This is a genomic window from Streptomyces sp. NPDC085927, assembly GCF_044540975.1.
Taxonomy (GTDB): domain Bacteria; phylum Actinomycetota; class Actinomycetes; order Streptomycetales; family Streptomycetaceae; genus Streptomyces; species Streptomyces hirsutus.
Genome location: NZ_JBITSN010000009.1, coordinates 310813 through 331750, shown reverse-complemented (window position 1 = coordinate 331750; position 20938 = coordinate 310813). Strand labels below are relative to the sequence as shown.

Sequence of the window (20938 nt, the reverse complement as noted above, 5' to 3'; positions counted from 1 at the left end):
ACGCCCGGTTACATTCCGAACCCGGAAGCTAAGCCTTACAGCGCCGATGGTACTGCAGGGGGGACCCTGTGGGAGAGTAGGACGCCGCCGAACAAATCTTGAAAAGGGTTGGACCCCGAACTTCGGTTCGGGGTCCAACCCTTTTTTGTTCTGCGTCACTTGAAGTTCACGTTGCGCAACGAGCATCGTTCCCATGGGTACTGCTGCACTGCTCAGGGCCGCCGGTGTCGGAATCGGTGACGAGGTGGTCGTGTCCGCCTTCGGTAACGTGGAAGTCGCCGAGGCCGTCACTCTCGCAGGTGCGTTGCCGGTGTTCGCCGAGATAGATCCGGCGACCTACTGCCTCGCGCCGGCCGCCGTGGAAGCGGCCCTCACCCCCCGCACGGCGGCCGTCGTCGCCGTGCATCGCTTCGGCAGGCACGCCGACCTCGCGCGGTTGCACGCTCTCGGACAGCGACACGGCCTGCTCGTGCTGGAGCTCGGGGAGTCCGAGGCTCCGTACGACGAGGTGGCCCGGCGCAGGGAGCGGGCAGCCTACCTCGATGCGAAACTGCGGGGTGTGCGGACGCCCGACGGGGGCGACGGGCACACCTACCAGCAGTACGTCGTGCGGATTCCAGGAAACGGACGACCTGACCGGGACGCCTTCGCACGAGCCGTGCGGGCCAAGGGAGTCGAATGCAGGGTGCCGGTGAAGACGCCTGTGCACCGGCTGCCGGAGTTCCGGCGGTGCGTGTCCCTGCCCGAGACCGAACGGGCTGCCGATGAGACGCTCGCCCTGCCCGTGGACGCTTCGTTGACCAAGCGGGACATGCAGCGCGTCGCGTCGGCGTGCAACGCACTGGGCGGGCTGCTGCAGCCGGCTGTCTGAACCGCGGCCGAGGACCGGCCGGGGACCGGTGGTTGGGAGCACGGGCTGCTCAGGGTATGATCTACTCCGTTGCCAGGCGGGAAACCGCAGACAGCAACAGGCCCCTATAGCTCAGTCGGTAGAGCGTCTCCATGGTAAGGAGAAGGTCAACGGTTCGATTCCGTTTGGGGGCTCCGAACAGAAAGGCCCCGCCCTCCCGGGCGGGGCCTTTCTCATGCCCGGATCCGATCCGGCACGGCAGGTCTGATCCAGCTCACTCCTGGTGGAGTTCCGGGACGCGCATGGCGAGGATCGCCATGTCGTCGGAGGGGGCGTCGGAGGCGAAGCGTTCCACCGCGCGCATGATGCGGGCGGCGACCGCGCCGGCGGTCAGACCCGTACAGGTCGTCAGGACGTCGGCGAGGCCGTCGTCACCGAGCATGCGCGAGCCCTCACGGCGCTCGGTGACACCGTCGGTGACACACAGCAGGACGTCGCCCGGATCGAGCGTGACCGTCTGCTCGTACAGCTCCAGGTCCTCCAGGACGCCGAGGAGGGGCTGGGGCTCGGCTGCGGGTTCGACGGTGCCGTCCTGGCGCAGGCGCAGCGGCAGCGGGTGGCCGGCGCACACCACTTTCAGGTCCGCGCTGCCGTCCTCCCGCGGGCGCAGCTCGCCGTAGAGCAGGGTGAGGAAGCGGCTGCGGGCGCCCTCGTCGAGGATGGCGGAGTTCAGGCGCTCGAGGACCGCAGGGCCGCTGAGGCCCTCGCGGGCCAGCAGTCTCAGGGCGTGCCGGGCCAGACCGGTGACGGCCGCGGCGTTCGGACCCGTACCGCAGACGTCGCCGATGGCGAAGCCGTAGGTGCCGTCGCTGATCGGGAACAGGTCGTAGAAGTCGCCGCCGACCTCGTTGCCCTCGCCGGCCGCGCGGTAGATGACCTCGACCTCGACGCCGTCGATGTCGGGGAGCTCCGGCGGCAGGAGACTGCGCTGGAGGGACTGGCTGATGGCCGTGCGCTCGGAGTAGAGACGGGCGTTGTCCAGGGCCAGGGCGGCCCTGCGGGAGAGGTCCTCGGCGAGTTCCAGGATCTCCTGGCGGAAGTGTTCGTCGGTCGGCTTGCCGAGCGTCAGCATGCCGATGACGCGGTTACGGGCGACCAGCGGGAGGACCACCGTCTCGCCGCCGACCGCGGAGGCCGTGGTGAGGGTGGGACCGATGCCGGAGGTGACCTGGCCGCTCGGGCCGCTGGACAGGCCCAGACTGCGCATGGACGAGCGCAGGGCCGCCTGATGGGCGACCTCGCCGGGCGCCGACCAGACGCGGGCGCCGGGGGCGGGGACCGGATCGGGCGGGGCGATCTTCGAGAGCAGGGACTTGATGCCGTCGATGAGCTCCTCGTCCTCGTGCAGCACGTAGGAGAGGTACGGCTCGGACGCCTGGTCGGCGATCGTGTAGACGGCACACCAGGTGGCCAGGGTGGGAACGGTCATCTGGGCCATGAGGGCCAGGGTCTGGTCGCGGTCCAGGGTGCCGGCCAGCAGGTCGGACGCCTCGACGAGGAAACTCAGCGAACCCCGGCGCAGTCGCTCCAGCTCGCCCAGGCGGGCCGACTCGACGGCCAGGGCGATACGGTCGGCGGCGAACTGGAGGCGCAGCGCCTCCTCGTTGGAGTACCGGCCGGCCCCCTCCGCGGCGACGCCGAGGGAGCCCGTGAGGCGGCCCTCGACCTTGAGCGGAACCGTGACGACCGAGCGCATCCCGGTGCCGTTGAGGAGCGGGACCGCACCGGGCAGGGAGGAGAGGTCGTCATGGACGGCCGGCATGCGGGCGGAGCCGTAGCGGCCGGATCCGGCCTCCACCGGGACGCGGGCGAAGCGCTGACGGGCGGAGGGCAGGCCGGTGGAGGCACGTACCTCGAGTTCGGTCTCGTCATCGGTGGCGAGGAGCAGGAAGGCGGAGTCACCGTCGAGCATGTCGCGGGCGCGTTCCACCGTGCGCTGGAGGAGGCCGTCGAGGTCGTCCGGGGCGGGCGAGCCGATGAACACCTCGAAGGGGTCGGCGCTCTGGCTCTCGGAGGAGCCGGCCGAGTCGGCGGAGGGACCTCGCAACGGGGTCTGCAGGACCGCCCGTTCGTGCTCCCTGACGAGAAGGCACACGGTTGACGGATCGCCGTCCGTGTCGCGGACACGGAGGTGCGAGGCGTAGACGGGAACCACCCGGCCGCTGGTGTCCCTTATGCCGTAGCTGCCTTCCCAGCGGGAGAGTTGGAGCGCCTCCGCGATGCCGGTGCCGGTGCCGGGAGTGTGCGGCCAGGCGGCGAGGTCGGTGAGCGGCTTGCCGGTGACCTGGTCGGCCGTGTAGCCGAAGAGTTCCTCCGCGTCCTCGTTCCAGGAGGAGATCGCGCCGATCCGGTCGATCTGCACGACGGCGACACGGACCCGGGCGTCGGCGATCGGGAGGAGTTCGGACGGCAGCGCCGGGCCGGCCGAACGGGCGCCCACCGGGCGGTCGGGGACGTCGAGCTGGAACCAGACGGTCTTGTGGGCGGGGGTGTACTCCACGCCCCAGCGGCCGGCCAGGGCCGCGCAGAGCTGGAGGCCGCGCCCGCCCTCGCGGTCGGGGCTGCCCATGCCGGAGGCCGGGCCCTGAAGCGGGACCTCACGCTCCGGATACCGGTCGGTCACCTCGATCCGTACGCCCTCGTCGCAGCGCAGGCACAGCAGGTCGGCCCAGGTGCCGGCGTGGATCACGGCATTGGTCACGAGCTCACTGGTGAGGACCACGGCGTCGTCGATGATGTCGGCGAACCCCCATCCCTGGAGGGTGTCGCGGACGAAGGAGCGGGCACTCGCGACCGAGCGTCCGACGGGCTCGAAGCTGGCGGCCGCGCGCGCGGTGATCACAGAACTCCTCGACCGGTTCTCGACGGGCATGCTCCCATGGCCGACCGGCTCGGGCCGCTGGCGCGGCAGGCCGCTCGCCGGCCGAGGGTCCGGGGGCTGTTCCCCCGGGATCAGTCCGCTGGTCATGTGTGCGGCCGCCCTCCGATGCCCGCTCGTCTCCGTGTCACAGCCCGGACCGGACGGACCGGCGTGGCTGGACAGCCGGATGCAAGGTTACTTACCTTCGCGGTCCGAGCGGAGGCCGGTCCGCTGTGTTTCCGTCGGAAGGTGTCCGACGTCCGGAGAGAGTGCGGACGGTGTGCGAAGCTGCCGAACTGTTATGGCCTGCTTCGGCGGGGGTGAAACACTGGGCAGGCCGGTTGTTGCGAAGGCCGGACAGGGCGGGTGCCCTCCGGGCCGGACGGCGGCCCGGGTAGAGCCCTGGCAGGCAGGGCAGGTATCGCAGTAGTACACGCATATGCACGAGTAAGCACAGTAGACATAAGCAGTCAGCAGTCACAGGTACGCCGTGCGGCGGTACCCGAGTACAGCAGTAACGGTCGACCCCTGCGGGAGGGACACAGTGGAGTCTGGCGCAGCGACGCGGGGCACGAACACGCGCGCGAAAGGCGGACAGTCCCCTGGCAAGCAGGGCAGGTCCCGGGGCGGGACCACCATGGTGGACACCGCGGCCCTGAACCGCCTGATGGTCGCCCTGGTGGCGATGCGGGACGGGAATTTCCGCAAGCGGCTCACGGTGTCCGGCGACGGCGTGATGGCGGAGATCGCGGCGGTTTTCAACGAGGTGGCCGACCGCAATCTCCATCTGACGGGTGAACTGGCGCGGGTGCGGCGCACGGTGGGGCGGGAGGGGAAACTCACCGAGCGCCTGGAGACGGGAGCCTGTGAGGGCTCCTGGTCCAGCGCGATCGACAACTCGAACGCGCTGGTGGACGATCTGGTGCGGCCCGTCTCCGAGGTCAGCCGGGTGCTGTCGGCGGTGGCCGAGGGTGATCTGTCACCGCGGATGGAGCTGCGGGCGCAGCTGGGCGACGGGCAGGGGCAGCCGCTGCGCGGCGAGTTCCTGAAGGTCGGGCGTACCGTCAACAACCTGGTCGACCAGTTGTCGACCTTCACCGACGAGGTCACGCGGGTGGCCAGCGAGGTCGGCACCGAGGGCAAGCTGGGCGGTCAGGCCCGGGTGCGGGGCATGTCCGGTTCGTGGAAGGACCTCACGGACTCGGTCAACACCATGGCCGAACGGCTGACGGCGCAGGTGCGCGACATCGCGCTGGTGACGACGGCGGTCGCCCGGGGCGATCTGTCCCGCAAGGTCACCGTGCATGTCGAAGGCGAGATGCTGGAGCTGAAGAACACCGTCAACACGATGGTGGACCAGCTCTCGGCGTTCTCCTCCGAGGTGACCCGCGTCGCGCGCGAGGTGGGCACCGAGGGTGCGCTGGGCGGGCAGGCGCAGGTGTCCGGGGTGGACGGCGTGTGGAAGGAGCTCACCGACTCCGTCAACACCATGGCCGGGAACCTGACGGCCCAGGTGCGCGGGATCGCGGAGGTGACGACCGCGGTCGCCAACGGCGATCTGTCGCGGAAGGTGACCGTTCCGGCACGTGGCGAGGTCGCGCAGCTGGCCGAGACGATCAACCAGATGACCGAGACGCTGAAGATCTTCGCGGACGAGGTCACCCGGGTCGCCAACGAGGTCGGGGCCGAGGGGCAGCTGGGCGGCCAGGCGAACGTGCCCGGTGCCGCCGGTACCTGGAAGGACCTGACGGACTCCGTCAACACGGTGTTCCGCAACCTGACCACGCAGGTGCGGGACATCGCCGCGGTGACGACGGCGGTGGCCAACGGCGACCTGTCGCAGAAGGTCACCGTGGACGTGGCCGGTGAGATGCTGGAGCTGAAGAACACCGTCAACACGATGGTCGACCAGCTGTCCGCCTTCGGTGCCGAGGTCACACGCGTGGCGCGCGAGATCGGTGTCGAGGGCGAGCTGGGCGGTCAGGCGCAGGTGCCGGGGGCGGCGGGCACCTGGAAGGACCTGACGGACTCCGTCAACACCGCGTTCCGCAACCTCACCGGTCAGGTGAGGAACATCGCCCAGGTGACGACGGCGGTGGCCAACGGCGACCTGTCCCAGAAGGTCACCGTGGACGTGTCCGGCGAGATGCTCCAGCTGAAGAACACCGTGAACACGATGGTGGACCAGCTGTCGAGCTTCGCCGACCAGGTCACGCGTATGGCCCGGGACGTGGGCACGGAGGGCCGGCTGGGCGGTCAGGCCAGGGTGGACGGTGTATCGGGCACCTGGAAGGAACTCACCGACTCCGTCAACTCGATGGCGTCCAATCTGACCGGTCAGGTGCGCAACATCGCCCAGGTCACGACGGCGGTGGCCCGGGGCGACCTGTCGCAGAAGATCGACGTCGACGCGCGCGGGGAGATCCTCGAGCTGAAGAACACCATCAACACGATGGTGGACCAGCTGTCGTCGTTCGCCGACCAGGTCACGCGGGTGGCCCGCGAGGTGGGCACGGAGGGCCGGCTCGGTGGCCAGGCCCAGGTGCCCGGCGTCGCCGGCGTGTGGCGCGACCTCACCGACTCGGTGAACGGCATGGCCGGCAACCTCACCGCGCAGGTCCGCAACATCGCCCAGGTGGCGACCGCGGTGGCCCGGGGCGACCTGTCGCAGAAGATCACCGTGGACGCGCGCGGGGAGATCCTCGAGCTCAAGAACACGCTGAACACGATGGTGGACCAGCTGTCGTCGTTCGCCGAGGAGGTCACGCGGGTGGCCCGCGAGGTGGGTACGGAGGGGATCCTCGGCGGTCAGGCCGAGGTGCAGGGCGTCTCCGGCACCTGGAAGGACCTCACCCAGTCGGTGAACGGCATGGCGAACAACCTGACCCTCCAGGTGCGCAACATCGCCGAGGTCACCACCGCGGTCGCCAAGGGCGATCTCTCGAAGAAGATCACCGTCGACGCCAAGGGCGAGATCCTCGAACTCGTCACCACCGTCAACACGATGGTGGACCAGCTGTCGTCGTTCGCCGAGCAGGTGACCCGGGTGGCCCGCGAGGTGGGCACCGAGGGCATCCTGGGCGGTCAGGCGCACGTGCCCGGGGTCACGGGCATCTGGAAGGACCTGAGCGACAACGTCAACCTGATGGCCAAGAACCTGACCACGCAGGTGCGCAACATCTCCCAGGTGTCCGCCGCGGTCGCCAACGGTGACCTCACGCGGGAGGTCACCATCGAGGCGCGCGGTGAGCTGGCGCAGTTCGCCGACACCATCAACATCATGGTGAAGACGCTGAGGGCGTTCGCCGAGCAGGTCACCAAGGTGGCCCGCGAGGTGGGTACGGACGGCATCCTCGGTGGCCAGGCGCAGGTGCCGGGTGTGGCCGGTACGTGGAAGGACCTCACCGAGTCCGTGAACCGGATGGCGTCCAATCTGACCGGCCAGGTGCGCAACATCGCCATGGTGACCACGGCCATCGCCAAGGGCGACCTGACCAAGAAGATCGACATCGACGCGCGCGGGGAGATCCTCGAGCTGAAGACCACCATCAACACGATGGTGGACCAGCTGTCGTCGTTCGCCGAGGAAGTCACGCGGGTGGCCCGCGAGGTGGGCACGGAGGGGCAGCTCGGCGGGCAGGCACGCGTGCGTGACGTCGACGGCACCTGGCGGGACCTGACCGAGTCCGTGAACGAGATGGCGGGGAACCTGACCCGCCAGGTGCGCGCCATCGCACGCGTGGCGACCGCGGTGACCCGCGGCGACCTGAACCTGAAGATCGACGTGGACGCGTCCGGGGAGATCCAGGAGCTCCAGGACTACATCAACAAGATGATCGCCAACCTGCGCGACACCACGATCGCCAACAAGGAGCAGGACTGGCTGAAGGGCAATCTGGCCCGCATCTCCGGGCTGATGCAGGGCCGCCGGGACCTGGAGGACGTGGCCTCGCTGATCATGAGCGAGCTGACGCCGGTGGTCTCCGCGCAGCACGGCGCGTTCTTCCTCTCGATGCCCCTGGTCGACGGGGAGGACGTGAGCGCCACCGACGACGACCAGTACGAGCTGCGCATGCTCGGTTCGTACGGCTACTCGCTGGGCTCGATGCCGACGTCGTTCCGGCCCGGTGAGGGGCTCATCGGGACGGCCGCCATGGAGAAGCGCACGATCCTGGTGGCGAACGCGCCCAGCGGTTACCTGAAGATCTCCTCAGGGCTGGGGGAGGCGCCGCCCGCCCAGGTGATCGTGCTTCCGGTGCTGTTCGAGGGGACCGTGCTGGGCGTCATCGAACTGGCCTCGTTCACCCCGTTCACGCACATCCAGAAGGACTTCCTCAACCAGATCGCCGAGATGATCGCGACCAGCGTCAACACCATCTCGGTGAACACCAAGACGGAGCTGCTGCTGGCGCAGTCGCAGGAGCTGACCGAGCAGCTCCGGGAGCGTTCGGCCGAGTTGGAGCAGCGGCAGAAGGCGCTCCAGGCGTCCAACGCCGAACTGGAAGAGAAGGCCGAGCTGTTGGCCCGGCAGAACCGCGACATCGAGGTCAAGAACACCGAAATCGAGGAGGCGCGGCAGGTCCTGGAGGAGCGCGCCGAGCAACTCGCGGTCTCCATGCGCTACAAGAGCGAGTTCCTGGCCAACATGTCGCACGAGCTGCGCACTCCGCTCAACTCGCTGCTGATCCTGGCCAAGCTGCTCGCGGACAACCCCGAGGGGAATCTCTCCCCGAAGCAGGTCGAGTTCGCCGAGACCATCCACGGCGCCGGCTCCGACCTGCTGCAGCTGATCAACGACATCCTCGACCTGTCGAAGGTCGAGGCGGGCAAGATGGACGTCTCCCCGACGCGCATCGCGCTCGTCCAGCTCGTGGACTACGTGGAGGCCACCTTCCGCCCGCTGACCGCGGAGAAGGGCCTGGACCTGTCGGTGCGGGTCTCCCCGGAGCTGCAGGCCACGCTGCACACCGACGAGCAGCGGCTGCTGCAGGTGCTGCGCAACCTGCTGTCCAACGCGGTGAAGTTCACCGACTCCGGGTCCGTCGAGCTGGTCATCCGCCCGGCCCGCGACGATGTCCCGCAGGCCATCAGGGAGCAGTTGCTGGAGGCCGGTTCGCTGACCGACCCGGACGCCGACCTGATCGCGTTCTCGGTGTCCGACACGGGCATCGGGATCGCCGCCAGCAAGATGCGGGTGATCTTCGAGGCGTTCAAGCAGGCGGACGGCACGACCAGCCGCAAGTACGGCGGCACGGGGCTCGGGCTGTCCATCTCCAGGGAGATCGCCCAACTGCTCGGCGGTGAGATCCACGCACAGAGCGAGCCGGGCCGCGGTTCGACGTTCACGCTGTATCTCCCGCTGCATCCGAGCGAGTTGCCGCCGCACGGCTACCCGCAGTCCATGCCGGCCCTGGAGGGCGGCACTCCCGCGTCGGCCGATTCCTCCGGTGCGACGGTGGAGGCACCGGCCGAGGTGACGCCGTACCGGGAGGACCGGAACGGCCCGGCCTCTCTGTTCCGGCGGCGCCGCAGGCCCCTGCCCGAGCTGGAGCAGCGGCCCGCGCCGCAGCAGCCGGAGCAGCAGTGGCTGGGCACGCCGGCCACGGAGCGGGAGCAGGATCCGACGTCCCGGTCGCAGCGCGGTATCCGGTTCGGCGGGCAGAAGGTGCTGATCGTCGACGACGACATCCGCAATGTGTTCGCGCTGACCAGCGTCCTCGAACAGCACGGCCTGTCCGTGCTGTACGCGGAGAACGGCCGCGAGGGCATCGAGGTGCTGGAGCAGCACGACGACGTGGCGGTCGTCCTGATGGACATCATGATGCCCGAGATGGACGGATACGCGACGACGACGGCGATCCGCCGGATGCCGCAGTTCGCGGGACTTCCGATCATCGCGCTCACCGCGAAGGCGATGAAGGGCGACCGGGAGAAGGCGATCGAGTCGGGAGCCTCCGACTACGTGACGAAGCCGGTCGACCCCGATCACCTGCTGTCGGTGATGCAGCAGTGGATGCGGGGGGTGTGACCGGGGTGCCTCGGGAGAGAGGGGGGCGTGAGGGTGGTGATCCGGGGCGTGCGATGGTGGAGGAGAGCTTCACCGTTCACGTGAAGCTGCTGACGCGGCATGCGTGAAGCCGTGTAGAAGTACGGGATTCGGGGAACCTTCTGGTCCCGCTCCGCGTTTCTGCTATGTGCACAGTGACATCACGGTGACAGGGTGTGGCGACGGGCGGGGTGCGGCTACGATGACCGGCACAAGGACGGGCGGCGCAAGGGTGCCGCCCCCTGGGACGGCACCCGCCGGTGTCCACCCAGGACCTGCGGACAGGGGAGGCCCCAAGCCGGGGCGAGGAGGGCGGGCCATGGTCCAGAAGGCCAAGATCCTCCTGGTCGACGACCGGCCGGAGAATCTGCTGGCGCTGGAGGCGATCCTCTCGGCGCTCGATCAGACGCTGGTACGGGCATCGTCCGGGGAAGAAGCACTCAAGGCGCTGCTCACGGATGACTTCGCGGTCATCCTGCTGGACGTCCAGATGCCGGGCATGGACGGCTTCGAGACCGCGGCGCACATCAAGCGGCGCGAGCGGACGCGGGACATCCCGATCATCTTTCTCACCGCGATCAACCACGGCCCGCACCACACGTTCCGCGGGTACGCGGCGGGAGCGGTCGACTACATCTCCAAGCCCTTCGACCCGTGGGTGCTGCGCGCGAAGGTCTCGGTGTTCGTCGAGCTCTACATGAAGAACTGCCAGCTGAGGGAGCAGGCGGCGCTGCTGCGGCTCCAGTTGGAGGGCGACGAGAAGGACGCAGGGGAGCAGAAGGAGGCCGCCGGCCTGCTCGCCGAACTCTCCGCGCGGCTCGCAGCCGTCGAGGAACAGGCCGAGGCCCTGTCCAAGCAGCTCAACGACGAATCGACCGACGCGGCCGCGGTGGCCACGGCGGCCCATCTGGAGCGCAAGCTCACGGGATTGCGGCGGGCGCTGGACGCGCTGGAACCGGGCACGGGCGGCGCGTCCCCCATGCCGTCGCAGAACTGACCGACGACGTAAGGGCCTTGCGGCTCGTCCGGCACGCATCGCGGGCCATAGGGCCTGTCCGGCGTCTCATCCCGGAGACGCGGGGGCCGACACGTCCTTCCCCCGGCCCTCCTCCGCCTTGCGGCTGAACGCGCCGGCCCCCACTCGCCCCAGCCGGACAGAAACCGTCGGTCACCTCCGACTTGATCCGCCGGACAGGCCCTCCCCGCGTCAGTTCGGCGCCTCCACGGCAGCGACACGAACGGGTGAAGCGGCTGGCACGCGTGTCCACCGGCGTCTCCAGCGGTAACCTCACCCCCATGGCCTCACGTCCCTCCGCAGCCAAGAAGCCACCCGCGAAGAAGGCGGCTGCTTCCGCGAAGGCTCCGGCGAAGAAGGCCGTCGCCAGGAAGCCGCCTCCCAAGAAGGCCCCGGCCAGGAAGCCGCCCGTCAAGAGGGCTGGGGCGAAGAAGCCCGCGTCCAAACCGGCCCCCAGCCCGACCGGCGGCGTCTACCGGCTCGTGCGCGCCGTGTGGCTGGGGCTGGCGCACGCCGTCGGAGCGGTCTTCCGGGGCATAGGACAGGGCGCCAGGAACCTCGACCCCGCTCACCGCAAGGACGGCCTCGCGCTGCTCCTGCTCGGCATCGGACTCATCATCGCCGCGGGTACCTGGGCCGACCTCAAGGGGCCCGTCGGCGACCTCGTGGAGATCCTGGTCGCCGGTGCGTTCGGCCGGCTCGACCTGCTGGTGCCGATCCTGGTCGCGGTCGTCGCGGTGCGCTTCATCCGGCACCCGGAGAAGCCGGAGGCCAACGGCCGTATCGTGATCGGCCTGTCCGCGCTCCTCATCGGCGTGCTCGGCCAGATCCACATCGCCTGCGGCTCGCCCGCCCGCAGCGACGGCATGCACGCCATAAGGGATGCCGGAGGGCTCATCGGCTGGGGCGCGGCCACGCCGTTGTCGTACACCATGACCGATGTGCTCGCCGTGCCCCTGCTGGTGCTGCTCACCGTCTTCGGACTGCTGGTCGTCACCGCCACCCCGGTCACCGCCATTCCGCAGCGGCTGCGGCTGCTCGGCACCAAACTGGGACTCGTCCACGACCTCGAGCCGGAGGGCTTCGGGGAGGACGACGAGCGCTACGACGAGCAGTGGCGCGAGGCGCTGCCCGCGAGCCGCCGAGGGCGCGGACGCGCGCCTCTGGAGTACGACCCCGACCTCGCGGAACATGAGGCGCTGTCCCGGCGCCGGGGCCGGCCGCGCAGGTCCGCGGTGCCCCAGCCCGACATGAACCGGCCGATGGACGCCGTGGACGTGGCCGCCGCGGCCGCCGCCTCCCTCGACGGCGCCGTCCTGCACGGGATGCCGCCCTCGCCGGTCGTCGCCGACCTGACCCAGGGCGTGCGCACGGGCGACCGCGAGCCGACCACCCCGACACCGGTGCCGGCCGCCCGCCCCCGGCAAGGCGGGCAGGACAAGCCGAGGCCGGGCGTCAGGCAGAACGCGCCGAAGCGGGGCGGGCAGGCGGAGCAGGACCGGGAACGGGCGGGCTCCGGCGTCCTGGACCTCACCAAGACCCCGGCCGAGCCCCGCGACCTCCCCCCGCGCGCGGAGCAGCTCCAGTTGTCCGGCGACATCACCTACTCCCTGCCGGCCCTCGACCTCCTCACGCGCGGCGGCCCCGGCAAGTCGCGCAGCGCCGCCAACGACGCCGTCGTCGACTCGCTCACCACCGTCTTCACCGAGTTCAAGGTCGACGCCCGCGTCACCGGCTTCACGCGCGGGCCCACGGTCACCCGCTACGAGGTGGAACTCGGCCCGGCCGTGAAGGTCGAGCGGATCACCGCGCTGACGAAGAACATCGCGTACGCGGTCGCCAGCGCCGACGTACGCATCATCAGCCCCATCCCCGGCAAGTCCGCAGTCGGCATCGAGATCCCGAACACCGACCGGGAGATGGTCAACCTCGGTGACGTACTGCGGCTCGCGGAGTCCGCCGAGGACGACGACCCGATGCTGGTCGCCTTCGGAAAGGACGTGGAGGGCGGCTACGTCATGCACTCGCTGGCGAAGATGCCGCACATGCTGGTCGCCGGCGCCACCGGCTCCGGCAAGTCGTCCTGCATCAACTGCCTGATCACGTCGATCATGATGCGGGCGACGCCGGAGGACGTCCGGATGATCCTGGTCGACCCCAAGCGCGTGGAACTCACCGCCTACGAGGGCATCCCGCACCTGATCACGCCGATCATCACCAACCCCAAGCGGGCCGCCGAGGCCCTCCAGTGGGTCGTGCGCGAGATGGACCTCCGCTACGACGATCTGGCCGCCTACGGGTACCGGCACATCGACGACTTCAACCGCGCGGTGCGCGAGGGCAAGGTCAAGCCGCCCGAGGGCAGCGAGCGGGAACTCCAGCCGTACCCGTACCTGTTGGTGATCGTCGACGAGCTGGCCGACCTGATGATGGTCGCCCCGCGGGACGTCGAGGACGCCATCGTGCGGATCACGCAGCTCGCGCGCGCGGCCGGCATCCACCTGGTGCTCGCCACGCAGCGGCCCTCGGTCGACGTCGTCACCGGTCTGATCAAGGCGAACGTGCCCTCCCGGCTCGCGTTCGCCACCTCCTCCCTCGCGGACTCGCGGGTCATCCTCGACCAGCCCGGCGCCGAGAAGCTGATCGGCAAGGGGGACGGCCTCTTCCTGCCGATGGGGGCGAACAAACCGACCCGTATGCAGGGCGCGTTCGTGACCGAGGAGGAGGTCGCCGTCGTCGTCCAGCACTGCAAGGACCAGATGACGCCCGTCTTCCGGGACGACGTCGTGGTCGGCACCAAGCAGAAGAAGGAGATCGACGAGGACATCGGCGACGACCTCGACCTGCTGTGCCAGGCGGCCGAACTGGTCGTCTCCACCCAGTTCGGGTCGACGTCCATGCTCCAGCGCAAGCTGCGCGTGGGCTTCGCGAAGGCGGGCCGGCTCATGGACCTCATGGAGTCCCGGAACATCGTCGGACCGAGCGAGGGTTCGAAGGCTCGTGACGTTCTCGTGAAGGCTGACGAACTGGACGGTGTGCTCGCCGTGATCCGGGGAGAGTCCGAAGAGTAGGCAGGGGACGCGGTCGTCGCTCCGGCGCACCCGGATGGCCGATCGTGACCCACCCGTAAGGGATCAGTGCGCAACCGTTTCCCCCGGTCGCACGTCAACCTGGGGGAAACGGTAAACAGCAGTGCCATCATCGGCATGTCGGGCCATTCCGATGGCGTACAAAGTCCGACCGCCCGGTTGCCCCACCCTTTTGTCACCCCCCTAGACTGAACCTCCAGCACAGGTGGCTACACGCTCGAAAGGCGCCCCCGTGTCCATCGGCAACTCTCCTGAAGACGAGCGTCCGTTCGACGACGTATCCGACGTGCCCGACGTGCCCGACGTGTCCGACGACGTCTCCGAGGGAGACCGTCCCTCAGTGGGGCGTGCGCTGAAGCAGGCGCGCATCGCCGCCGGCCTCACCGTCGACGACGTCACCACCGCCACCCGGGTCCGTATCGCCATCGTGCACGCCATCGAGGCGGACAACTTCGAGCCCTGCGGCGGCGACGTCTACGCACGCGGGCACATCCGAACACTGGCCCGGGCCGTGCACCTCGACCCCGCCCCGCTGATCACCCAGTACGACGCCGAGCACGGAGGCCGTCCGGCCCCCACCCCGGCCGCCCCCCTGTTCGAGGCGGAGCGCATCCGTCCCGAGCGGCGCGGGCCCAACTGGACCGCCGCCATGGTGGCCGCGATCGTCGTCGTCATCGGCTTCGTCGGGTTCACGATGGTCAACGGCGGCGACGGTGACAAGACGAACGTCGCCGACGGCGACGCCACTTCGAGTGCGTCCGAATCGTCCACCCCCAAGTCCGAGAAGACCGCCCCCGAGCCGGAACCCTCCGACAGCGCCATCGCGGCCGCGCCGCAGGACAAGGTGATCGTCAAGGTGAGCGCCCCCGACGGGCGCAGCTGGATCTCCGCCAAGGACCACAGCGGCCGGCTGCTCTTCGACGGACTGCTCGCGCAGGGCGACTCCAAGACCTTCGAGGACAGCTCGAAGATCAACCTCGTGCTCGGTGACGCCGGCGCGATCGACCTCTTCGTCAACGGCAAGAAGATCGAGGACGACTGGCAGCCGGGCGCCGTGGAGCGCCTGACCTACACCAAGGGCGACCCGCAGGCCGGATAGCGGGACGGCATCTTGAAGGACGCTTCGTCGACGGGGCCGGCCAAGATCGGTCAACCCCGTCGACGTAGGGCGTCAGTGGGACGAAGTAGTCTTGAGCCCATGCCTGATCGCCGCACCGTCGCACTCGTCACCCTTGGCTGCGCCCGTAACGAGGTGGACTCGGAGGAGCTCGCAGGCCGTTTGGAGGCGGACGGCTGGCAGCTCGTGGAGGACGCCGAGGACGCGGACGTCGCCGTCGTGAACACCTGCGGTTTCGTCGAAGCCGCCAAGAAGGACTCCGTCGACGCCCTCCTGGAAGCCAACGACCTCAAGGGCCACGGGAGAACGCAGGCCGTCGTGGCGGTGGGCTGCATGGCCGAGCGGTACGGCAAGGAACTCGCCGAGGCGCTCCCCGAGGCCGACGGCGTGCTCGGCTTCGACGACTACACCGACATCTCGGACCGCCTCCAGACCATTCTGAACGGCGGCATCCACGCCTCCCACACCCCGCGTGACCGGCGCAAGCTGCTGCCGATCAGCCCCGCCGAGCGGCAGGAGTCCGCCGCGTCCGTCGCGCTCCCGGGACACGCCCCGGTGGACCTGCCCGAGGGCCTCGCCCCGGCCTCCGGCCCCCGCGCGCCCCTGCGGCGCCGGCTCGAGGGCACCCCGGTCGCCTCCGTGAAGCTCGCCTCCGGCTGCGACCGGCGCTGCTCCTTCTGCGCCATCCCGTCCTTCCGCGGCTCCTTCATCTCGCGCCGCCCGAGCGACGTGCTCAACGAGACGCGATGGCTGGCCGAGCAGGGTGTGAAGGAGGTCATGCTGGTCTCCGAGAACAACACCTCCTACGGCAAGGACCTCGGCGACATCCGCCTCCTGGAGTCCCTGCTGCCCGAGCTCGCCGAGGTCGACGGCATCGAGCGGGTCCGCGTCAGCTACCTCCAGCCCGCCGAGATGCGCCCCGGCCTGATCGACGTGCTCACCTCCACACCGGGGGTCGTCCCGTACTTCGACCTGTCCTTCCAGCACTCCGCGCCCGACGTGCTGCGCGCGATGCGCCGCTTCGGCGACACGGACCGCTTCCTGGAGCTCCTCGACACCATCCGGAGCAAGGCGCCCGAGGCCGGTGTGCGCTCCAACTTCATCGTCGGCTTCCCCGGCGAGTCCGAGTCCGACCTCGCCGAGCTCGAGCGGTTCCTGACCCACGCGCGGCTGGACGCCATCGGCGTCTTCGGCTACTCCGACGAGGAGGGCACCGAAGCGGCGACCTACGAGCACAAGCTGGACGAGGACGTCGTGGCCGAGCGGCTGGCGCGGGTCTCCCGGATGGCCGAGGAACTCGTCTCGCAGCGCGCCGAGGAGCGGGTCGGCGAGACCGTGCGCGTGCTGGTGGAGTCCGTCGACGAGGAGGAGGGCGTGTACGGCCGCGCGGCGCACCAGGCTCCCGAGACCGACGGCCAGGTGCTGCTCACGAGCGGCACGGGTCTGCGTCCGGGCCGTATGGTCGAGGCGAAGGTCGTCGGCACGGAAGGTGTCGACCTGGTGGCTGAGCCGCTGTTCCAGGGTTCGCCCGCGCTGAGCGAGGAGGCGGGCAGATGACGGGTGTCCCGGCATCCGCGGCGGGAGGCCCCTCCGGCGCGAGGAGGGCGGCGGCGAGTCCGGCCGGCCGTCCGCGGCCCGGCGGGACCTCGGGTGGTGAAGCCTCCCGGACCCGGACCCCGGCTTCCCAGGGCGCGACCGACGGTGTCGCGGGCGGCGCTCCGGGCAGGGCTCCCGGCAGCACGCCGCACGGTGTTTTCCACGACCTTTCGAGCGGCGACGGCCGTGACGGCGACGGGAACCCGGCGCGGGGCAAGAAGATCGCGGCGGCGGCTGTCAACCAGGCCAGCGTCTGGAACATCGCCAATCTGCTCACCATGCTCCGGCTGGTCCTCGTGCCGGCCTTCGTCGCCCTGATGCTGGCCGACGGGGGATACGACCCGGCCTGGCGCTCGTTCGCCTGGGCCGCCTTCGCCGTCGCCATGATCACCGACCTGTTCGACGGCCATCTGGCGCGCACCTACAACCTGGTCACCGATTTCGGGAAGATCGCCGATCCCATCGCCGACAAGGCGATCATGGGAGCGGCGCTGATCTGTCTGTCCGTGCTGGAAGACCTCCCCTGGTGGGTCACCGGAGTCATCCTCGGCCGGGAACTGGGCATCACCCTCCTGCGTTTTCTGGTCATTCGCTACGGCGTGATTCCGGCGAGCCGCGGGGGCAAGCTCAAGACCCTCACCCAGGGCGTGGCCGTCGGCATGTACGTGCTGGCGCTGACAGGGTGGCTGGCGACTCTGCGGTTCTGGGTGATGGCGGCGGCCGTCGTGCTCACGGTCGTGACCGGGCTCGACTACGTGAGACAGGCCATTGTGCTGCGCCGACAGGGAATTGCGGAGAGGAAGGCCGCGTTGGAAGAGATGGAAGCGTGAGTTCTCCGGCTGCCGAAGTGGTGCGACTACTCACCGTGAGAGGTATGACGCTGGCCGTCGCGGAATCGTTGACCGGCGGTCTGGTGGCCGCGGAGATCACCTCTGTCCCCGGGGCATCCAAGACATTCCGGGGTTCGGTCACGGCATACGCCACCGAACTCAAGCATGAGCTGCTCGGCGTCGACGCCACTCTGCTGGCGCGGAGCGGAGCGGTGGATCCCCAGGTGGCGGCGGAGATGGCGGCCGGCGTCCGCAAGGCGCTGGGCGCGGACTGGGGAATCGCGACCACGGGCGTCGCCGGCCCGGATCCCCAGGACGGACAGCCCGTCGGGACCGTCTACGTGGCCGTGCACGGGCCGTCGGCGGCGCTTTCGGGTTCCGCCGGTGGCAGAAAAGTGGAGCGCCTGCGGTTGAACGGCGACCGGGCGGAAATTCGTATGGAGAGTGTACGGAGCGTACTCGCACTGCTTCTCGGGGAGCTTGCGGGCGAACAGACCGGGAATGAGCGGGCACAGGATACGGAACGGAACGGGGGGTTTTGATGTTTGCAGCCCAGAGTGAAAACGACATCGCTCCCCGCACGGCCGCAGCGCAAGGCGGTACGGTGGGGCGAGAAGGATCCGGATACACGGCCCGAGGAGGGAGCCACCGATGATTCTGCTCCGTCGCCTGCTGGGTGACGTGCTGCGTCGGCAGCGCCAGCGCCAGGGCCGTACTCTGCGCGAAGTCTCCTCGTCCGCCCGAGTCTCACTCGGCTATCTTTCCGAGGTGGAGCGGGGGCAGAAGGAGGCTTCCTCCGAACTGCTCTCCGCGATCTGCGACGCGTTGGACGTACGGATGTCCGAGCTCATGCGGGAAGTGAGTGACGAGCTCGCTCTCGCCGAGCTGGCCCGGTCGGCTGCAGCAACTCCCAGCGAACCCGTACCCACGCCGGTTCGCCCGATGCTGGGTTCCGTCTCGGTGGCCGGTGTGCCACCGGAACGGGTGACCATCAAGGCGCCTGCCGAAGCGGTGGACGTCGTCGCCGCCTGACGCGGTGTGACAGTGTGACAGGCCCCGGTCGGGGCTCTTCCGGGAGATCCGGAGGGGCGTCGCCGGGGTTTTCGCTTGCCCGCGCTGTGGGCCGTGCCGTCCCGGTCCCCACCCATGTGTGTGCGTTTGCCGGTCCGAGGCGTGACCGCCATGGTTGAGGGAACGAGGGACCATGCGGGGGATCAGCCACGGAGGTGCGGATGTACGTCGTGAAGAGCCCATTGTCCGACGAGAACCTGAAGACGGTGTCCGAGGCGCTCCAGGGAGCCCTTGTCGACCTGGTGGACCTCAGCCTGGTGGCGAAGCAGATCCACTGGAACGTGGTCGGGCAGCGGTTCCGTTCCGTCCACCTGCAACTCGACGAGGTGGTGACCCTCGCGAGGACACACACCGACACCGTGGCGGAGCGCGCCGCGGCACTGGGGGTCTCACCCGACGGGCGCGCCGCGACGGTGGCCGTCGGCAGCGGCATCGGGGTGACCCCCGAGGGCTGGGTCGACGACACGGCCGCGGTGGGTGCCATGGTGGACGCCCTGGGCGCGGTGATCACGCGGATGCGCGAGCGGGTCGACGCGACCGGTGAGGCGGACCCGGTGAGCCAGGACCTCCTCATCGCGGTGACGGGGGATCTCGAGAAGCAGCACTGGATGTTCCAGGCCGAGAACGGGTGACGTGGCCCCGGGCGCTGCCCTGAGCGGCAGCGGGCCGGGCCGGGTGCGCGTGTGGCACGCCGGGGCCGTGGGAGCACAGAGACGGCGGCCGGCGCGGGGCGTGGTGCGCCCGTGTGCCGCCGGTGCGCCCTGGTCACCCGGGTGAGCGGCCCCATAGCGTCCGGCCGGAGGGGGAAGGCCATGAGGACGCGGGCGGTTCGCTGGGGCGCTCGGGGCACTGTGCTGGGACTCGGGATCCTGTGGTGGTGGGCTGCGGCGAGGCTGCTGCTCGTCCCCGACGCCGGAGTGCTGGAGGCGGCGGTCGCGGCCAGCGGCTGGGGACTGAGCCTGCTTCCGGTGCACTGCATGCCGAAGGGCCGCGCCGAAGGCGCCCTTGTGGACGGGCGGTGGCGGCGGGCCTGGAAAACGGCCGCCGGAACCCCGGCGGCCGGTACCTCCGCGGCGGTCACTTCGCCGGGGACCGGCCCCACGGCGCCGCCGCGGCCCCGTTCGGGCGAAGGATCCAGCCCGTGGTGAAGACCTCTGCGTCCGGGGCCGGGTACAGGACGGTCCGTGCGACGCCCTCCGGCTCGCCGACCCGCTCCAGGGGCGATGACAGCCGGGCCGTGCGGGCCCTCCGGGTCGGCACGAGCGCGGCCCCGAAGTTCACGTCCAGCACGCGGGCGAGGTCCTCGTCCCGGGTTTCGAGGACGGGCTGCTGCGCATGATCCCTGGACCCTGCGACCGCGGGCAGCGCCCCCGGGCGGTGACATCCGGTGACAAGCGGCGACCGCCCGGACGACCCGGGCGCGGGCGGTGGCTGCTCGCCGCCGCGATAGGGGCCGCTGTCTCGTGCGGGCCCTGTGGGGAACGTACGAGCAGACCTGACGGGACGCCGGCTGAGGGGCCGCCGGTTCAGGAGCCGGGGGCCGGGGCCGGGCCCTGCTGGCAGACGGGGCACCAGTAGGTGGGGCGCTCCCGGGAGCCGTCGCCCTGGTCGGCCCGGCGGACCAGGGCGCGGCAGCGCAGGCAGGGGCGGGCCGCGCGGCCGTAGACGAACAGGTTCTGGTCGCGGCGTCCCGTGGTGCTGCGGACAGGGCGGTCGCGGTTGTACTCCAGCAGCTTCCTGGCGAGTCCGGGCAGCTGAGCGGCGCGTTCGGCAGGCAGTTCGCCGACGGGGAGCCAGGGCGTGACGCCGAGCAGGAAGCAGAGCTCGCTCTTGTACACGTTGCCGACGCCGGCGAGGTTGCGCTGGTCGAGGAGGGCCTCGCCGAGCGGGAGGGCCGGGTCGCGGAGCAGGTTGGCCATTGCCAGGGAGGGGTTCCAGTCAGGGCCGAGGAGGTCCGGCCCGAGGTGGCCGACCACGCGGTCCTCGTGGGTGGTGCGCAGGAGTTCGAGGACGGGCAGGCGGTAGCCGACGGCGGTGCGGTCGGCGTTGCCCAGGATCGCGCGGATCTGGTGGGCGGGACCGCCGCTCCAGCGCTGCCCGTTCGCGTACACACGCCAGGAGCCGTCCATCCGCAGGTGCGAGTGCAGGGTCAGACCGCCCTCGATACGGGTGAGGAGGTGCTTGCCGCGCGGGGTGACGTCCAGGACGGCGCGGCCGGTGAGGTCGGCCGTGGCGAACCGGGGCACCCGGAGGTCGCTGCGGGTCAGCACCGTGTCCGCGAGGGCGCTGTGCAGCCGTTTCGCGGCCTGCCAAACGGTGTCTCCTTCGGGCATGGGTCAAGGGTGGCATGTCGTCGGGCGGGGACCGGGGGAGTGCGGCCGGGCGCTGCGGCCGGGATCAGGGC

At 70.1% G+C, this 20938-nt stretch carries 13 protein-coding genes, 1 tRNA gene and 1 rRNA gene; 12 read left to right on the top strand and 3 right to left on the bottom strand.

The genetic code is table 11. The annotated features are described in order from the left end of the window. From rrf to ACIF80_RS24390, 3 genes are all read left to right on the top strand, one after another. Positions 1-93: ribosomal RNA gene (gene rrf / locus ACIF80_RS24400) — 5S ribosomal RNA — on the top strand; the annotation flags it as partial. Between the two features lie 115 nt (positions 94-208). Then, positions 209-871, top strand: coding sequence for a DegT/DnrJ/EryC1/StrS family aminotransferase (locus ACIF80_RS24395; protein ID WP_399808260.1), 663 nt, complete (start codon positions 209-211; stop codon positions 869-871). Positions 872-971: 100 nt separating this feature from the next. After that, positions 972-1044: transfer RNA gene (locus ACIF80_RS24390), tRNA-Thr, on the top strand. 80 nt (positions 1045-1124) lie between these two features. On the opposite strand, the gene ACIF80_RS24385 is transcribed toward ACIF80_RS24390, so the two are convergent. Beyond that, positions 1125-3878, bottom strand: a complete 2754-nt coding sequence (locus tag ACIF80_RS24385; RefSeq protein WP_399808227.1) for a SpoIIE family protein phosphatase — start codon at positions 3876-3878, stop codon at positions 1125-1127. Positions 3879-4314: 436 nt separating this feature from the next. Between ACIF80_RS24385 and ACIF80_RS24380 the strand changes: the two genes are divergently transcribed. The 9 genes from ACIF80_RS24380 to ACIF80_RS24340 all read left to right on the top strand — a co-directional run bounded on the left by ACIF80_RS24380 (position 4315) and on the right by ACIF80_RS24340 (position 19166). Then, positions 4315-9798, top strand: a complete 5484-nt coding sequence (locus ACIF80_RS24380) for a HAMP domain-containing protein (protein ID WP_399808224.1) — start codon at positions 4315-4317, stop codon at positions 9796-9798. A 337-nt stretch (positions 9799-10135) separates the two neighbouring features. Then, the gene (locus ACIF80_RS24375; RefSeq protein ID WP_399808222.1) at positions 10136-10813 is read left to right on the top strand and encodes a two-component system response regulator; all 678 of its coding nucleotides are present in this window, start codon (positions 10136-10138) and stop codon (positions 10811-10813) included. A 299-nt stretch (positions 10814-11112) separates the two neighbouring features. Next, positions 11113-13902, top strand: a complete 2790-nt coding sequence (locus ACIF80_RS24370) for a DNA translocase FtsK (RefSeq protein WP_399808219.1) — start codon at positions 11113-11115, stop codon at positions 13900-13902. Between the two features lie 250 nt (positions 13903-14152). After that, positions 14153-15019, top strand: a complete 867-nt coding sequence (locus tag ACIF80_RS24365) for a helix-turn-helix domain-containing protein (protein WP_399808217.1) — start codon at positions 14153-14155, stop codon at positions 15017-15019. 99 nt (positions 15020-15118) lie between these two features. After that, positions 15119-16594 carry a 30S ribosomal protein S12 methylthiotransferase RimO gene (rimO, locus tag ACIF80_RS24360; protein WP_079048195.1) on the top strand — a complete coding sequence of 492 codons (1476 nt, stop codon included), beginning with the start codon at positions 15119-15121 and terminating at the stop codon, positions 16592-16594. Beyond that, a complete protein-coding gene (pgsA, locus tag ACIF80_RS24355) occupies positions 16591-17463 on the top strand; it encodes a CDP-diacylglycerol--glycerol-3-phosphate 3-phosphatidyltransferase (RefSeq protein WP_399808214.1) in 873 nt (290 codons plus the stop codon). Before rimO ends, pgsA begins: the two co-directional genes overlap by 4 nt. Further along, positions 17460-18005 carry a CinA family protein gene (locus ACIF80_RS24350; RefSeq protein WP_399808211.1) on the top strand — a complete coding sequence of 182 codons (546 nt, stop codon included), beginning with the start codon at positions 17460-17462 and terminating at the stop codon, positions 18003-18005. Before pgsA ends, ACIF80_RS24350 begins: the two co-directional genes overlap by 4 nt. A 109-nt stretch (positions 18006-18114) precedes the next feature. Beyond that, on the top strand, positions 18115-18495 hold the full coding sequence (locus ACIF80_RS24345) for a helix-turn-helix domain-containing protein (protein WP_042173101.1): 381 nt from the start codon (positions 18115-18117) through the stop codon (positions 18493-18495). Between the two features lie 200 nt (positions 18496-18695). Beyond that, entirely contained in the window at positions 18696-19166 is a 471-nt protein-coding gene (locus ACIF80_RS24340) for a Dps family protein (RefSeq protein ID WP_399808208.1), read from the top strand. A gap of 445 nt (positions 19167-19611) precedes the next feature. On the opposite strand, the gene ACIF80_RS24335 is transcribed toward ACIF80_RS24340, so the two are convergent. Then, positions 19612-19824, bottom strand: coding sequence for a hypothetical protein (locus ACIF80_RS24335; RefSeq protein WP_399808207.1), 213 nt, complete (start codon positions 19822-19824; stop codon positions 19612-19614). A 236-nt stretch (positions 19825-20060) separates the two neighbouring features. Continuing rightward, positions 20061-20867 carry a DNA-formamidopyrimidine glycosylase family protein gene (locus tag ACIF80_RS24330; protein ID WP_399808206.1) on the bottom strand — a complete coding sequence of 269 codons (807 nt, stop codon included), beginning with the start codon at positions 20865-20867 and terminating at the stop codon, positions 20061-20063. Positions 20868-20938 lie beyond the last annotated feature (71 nt).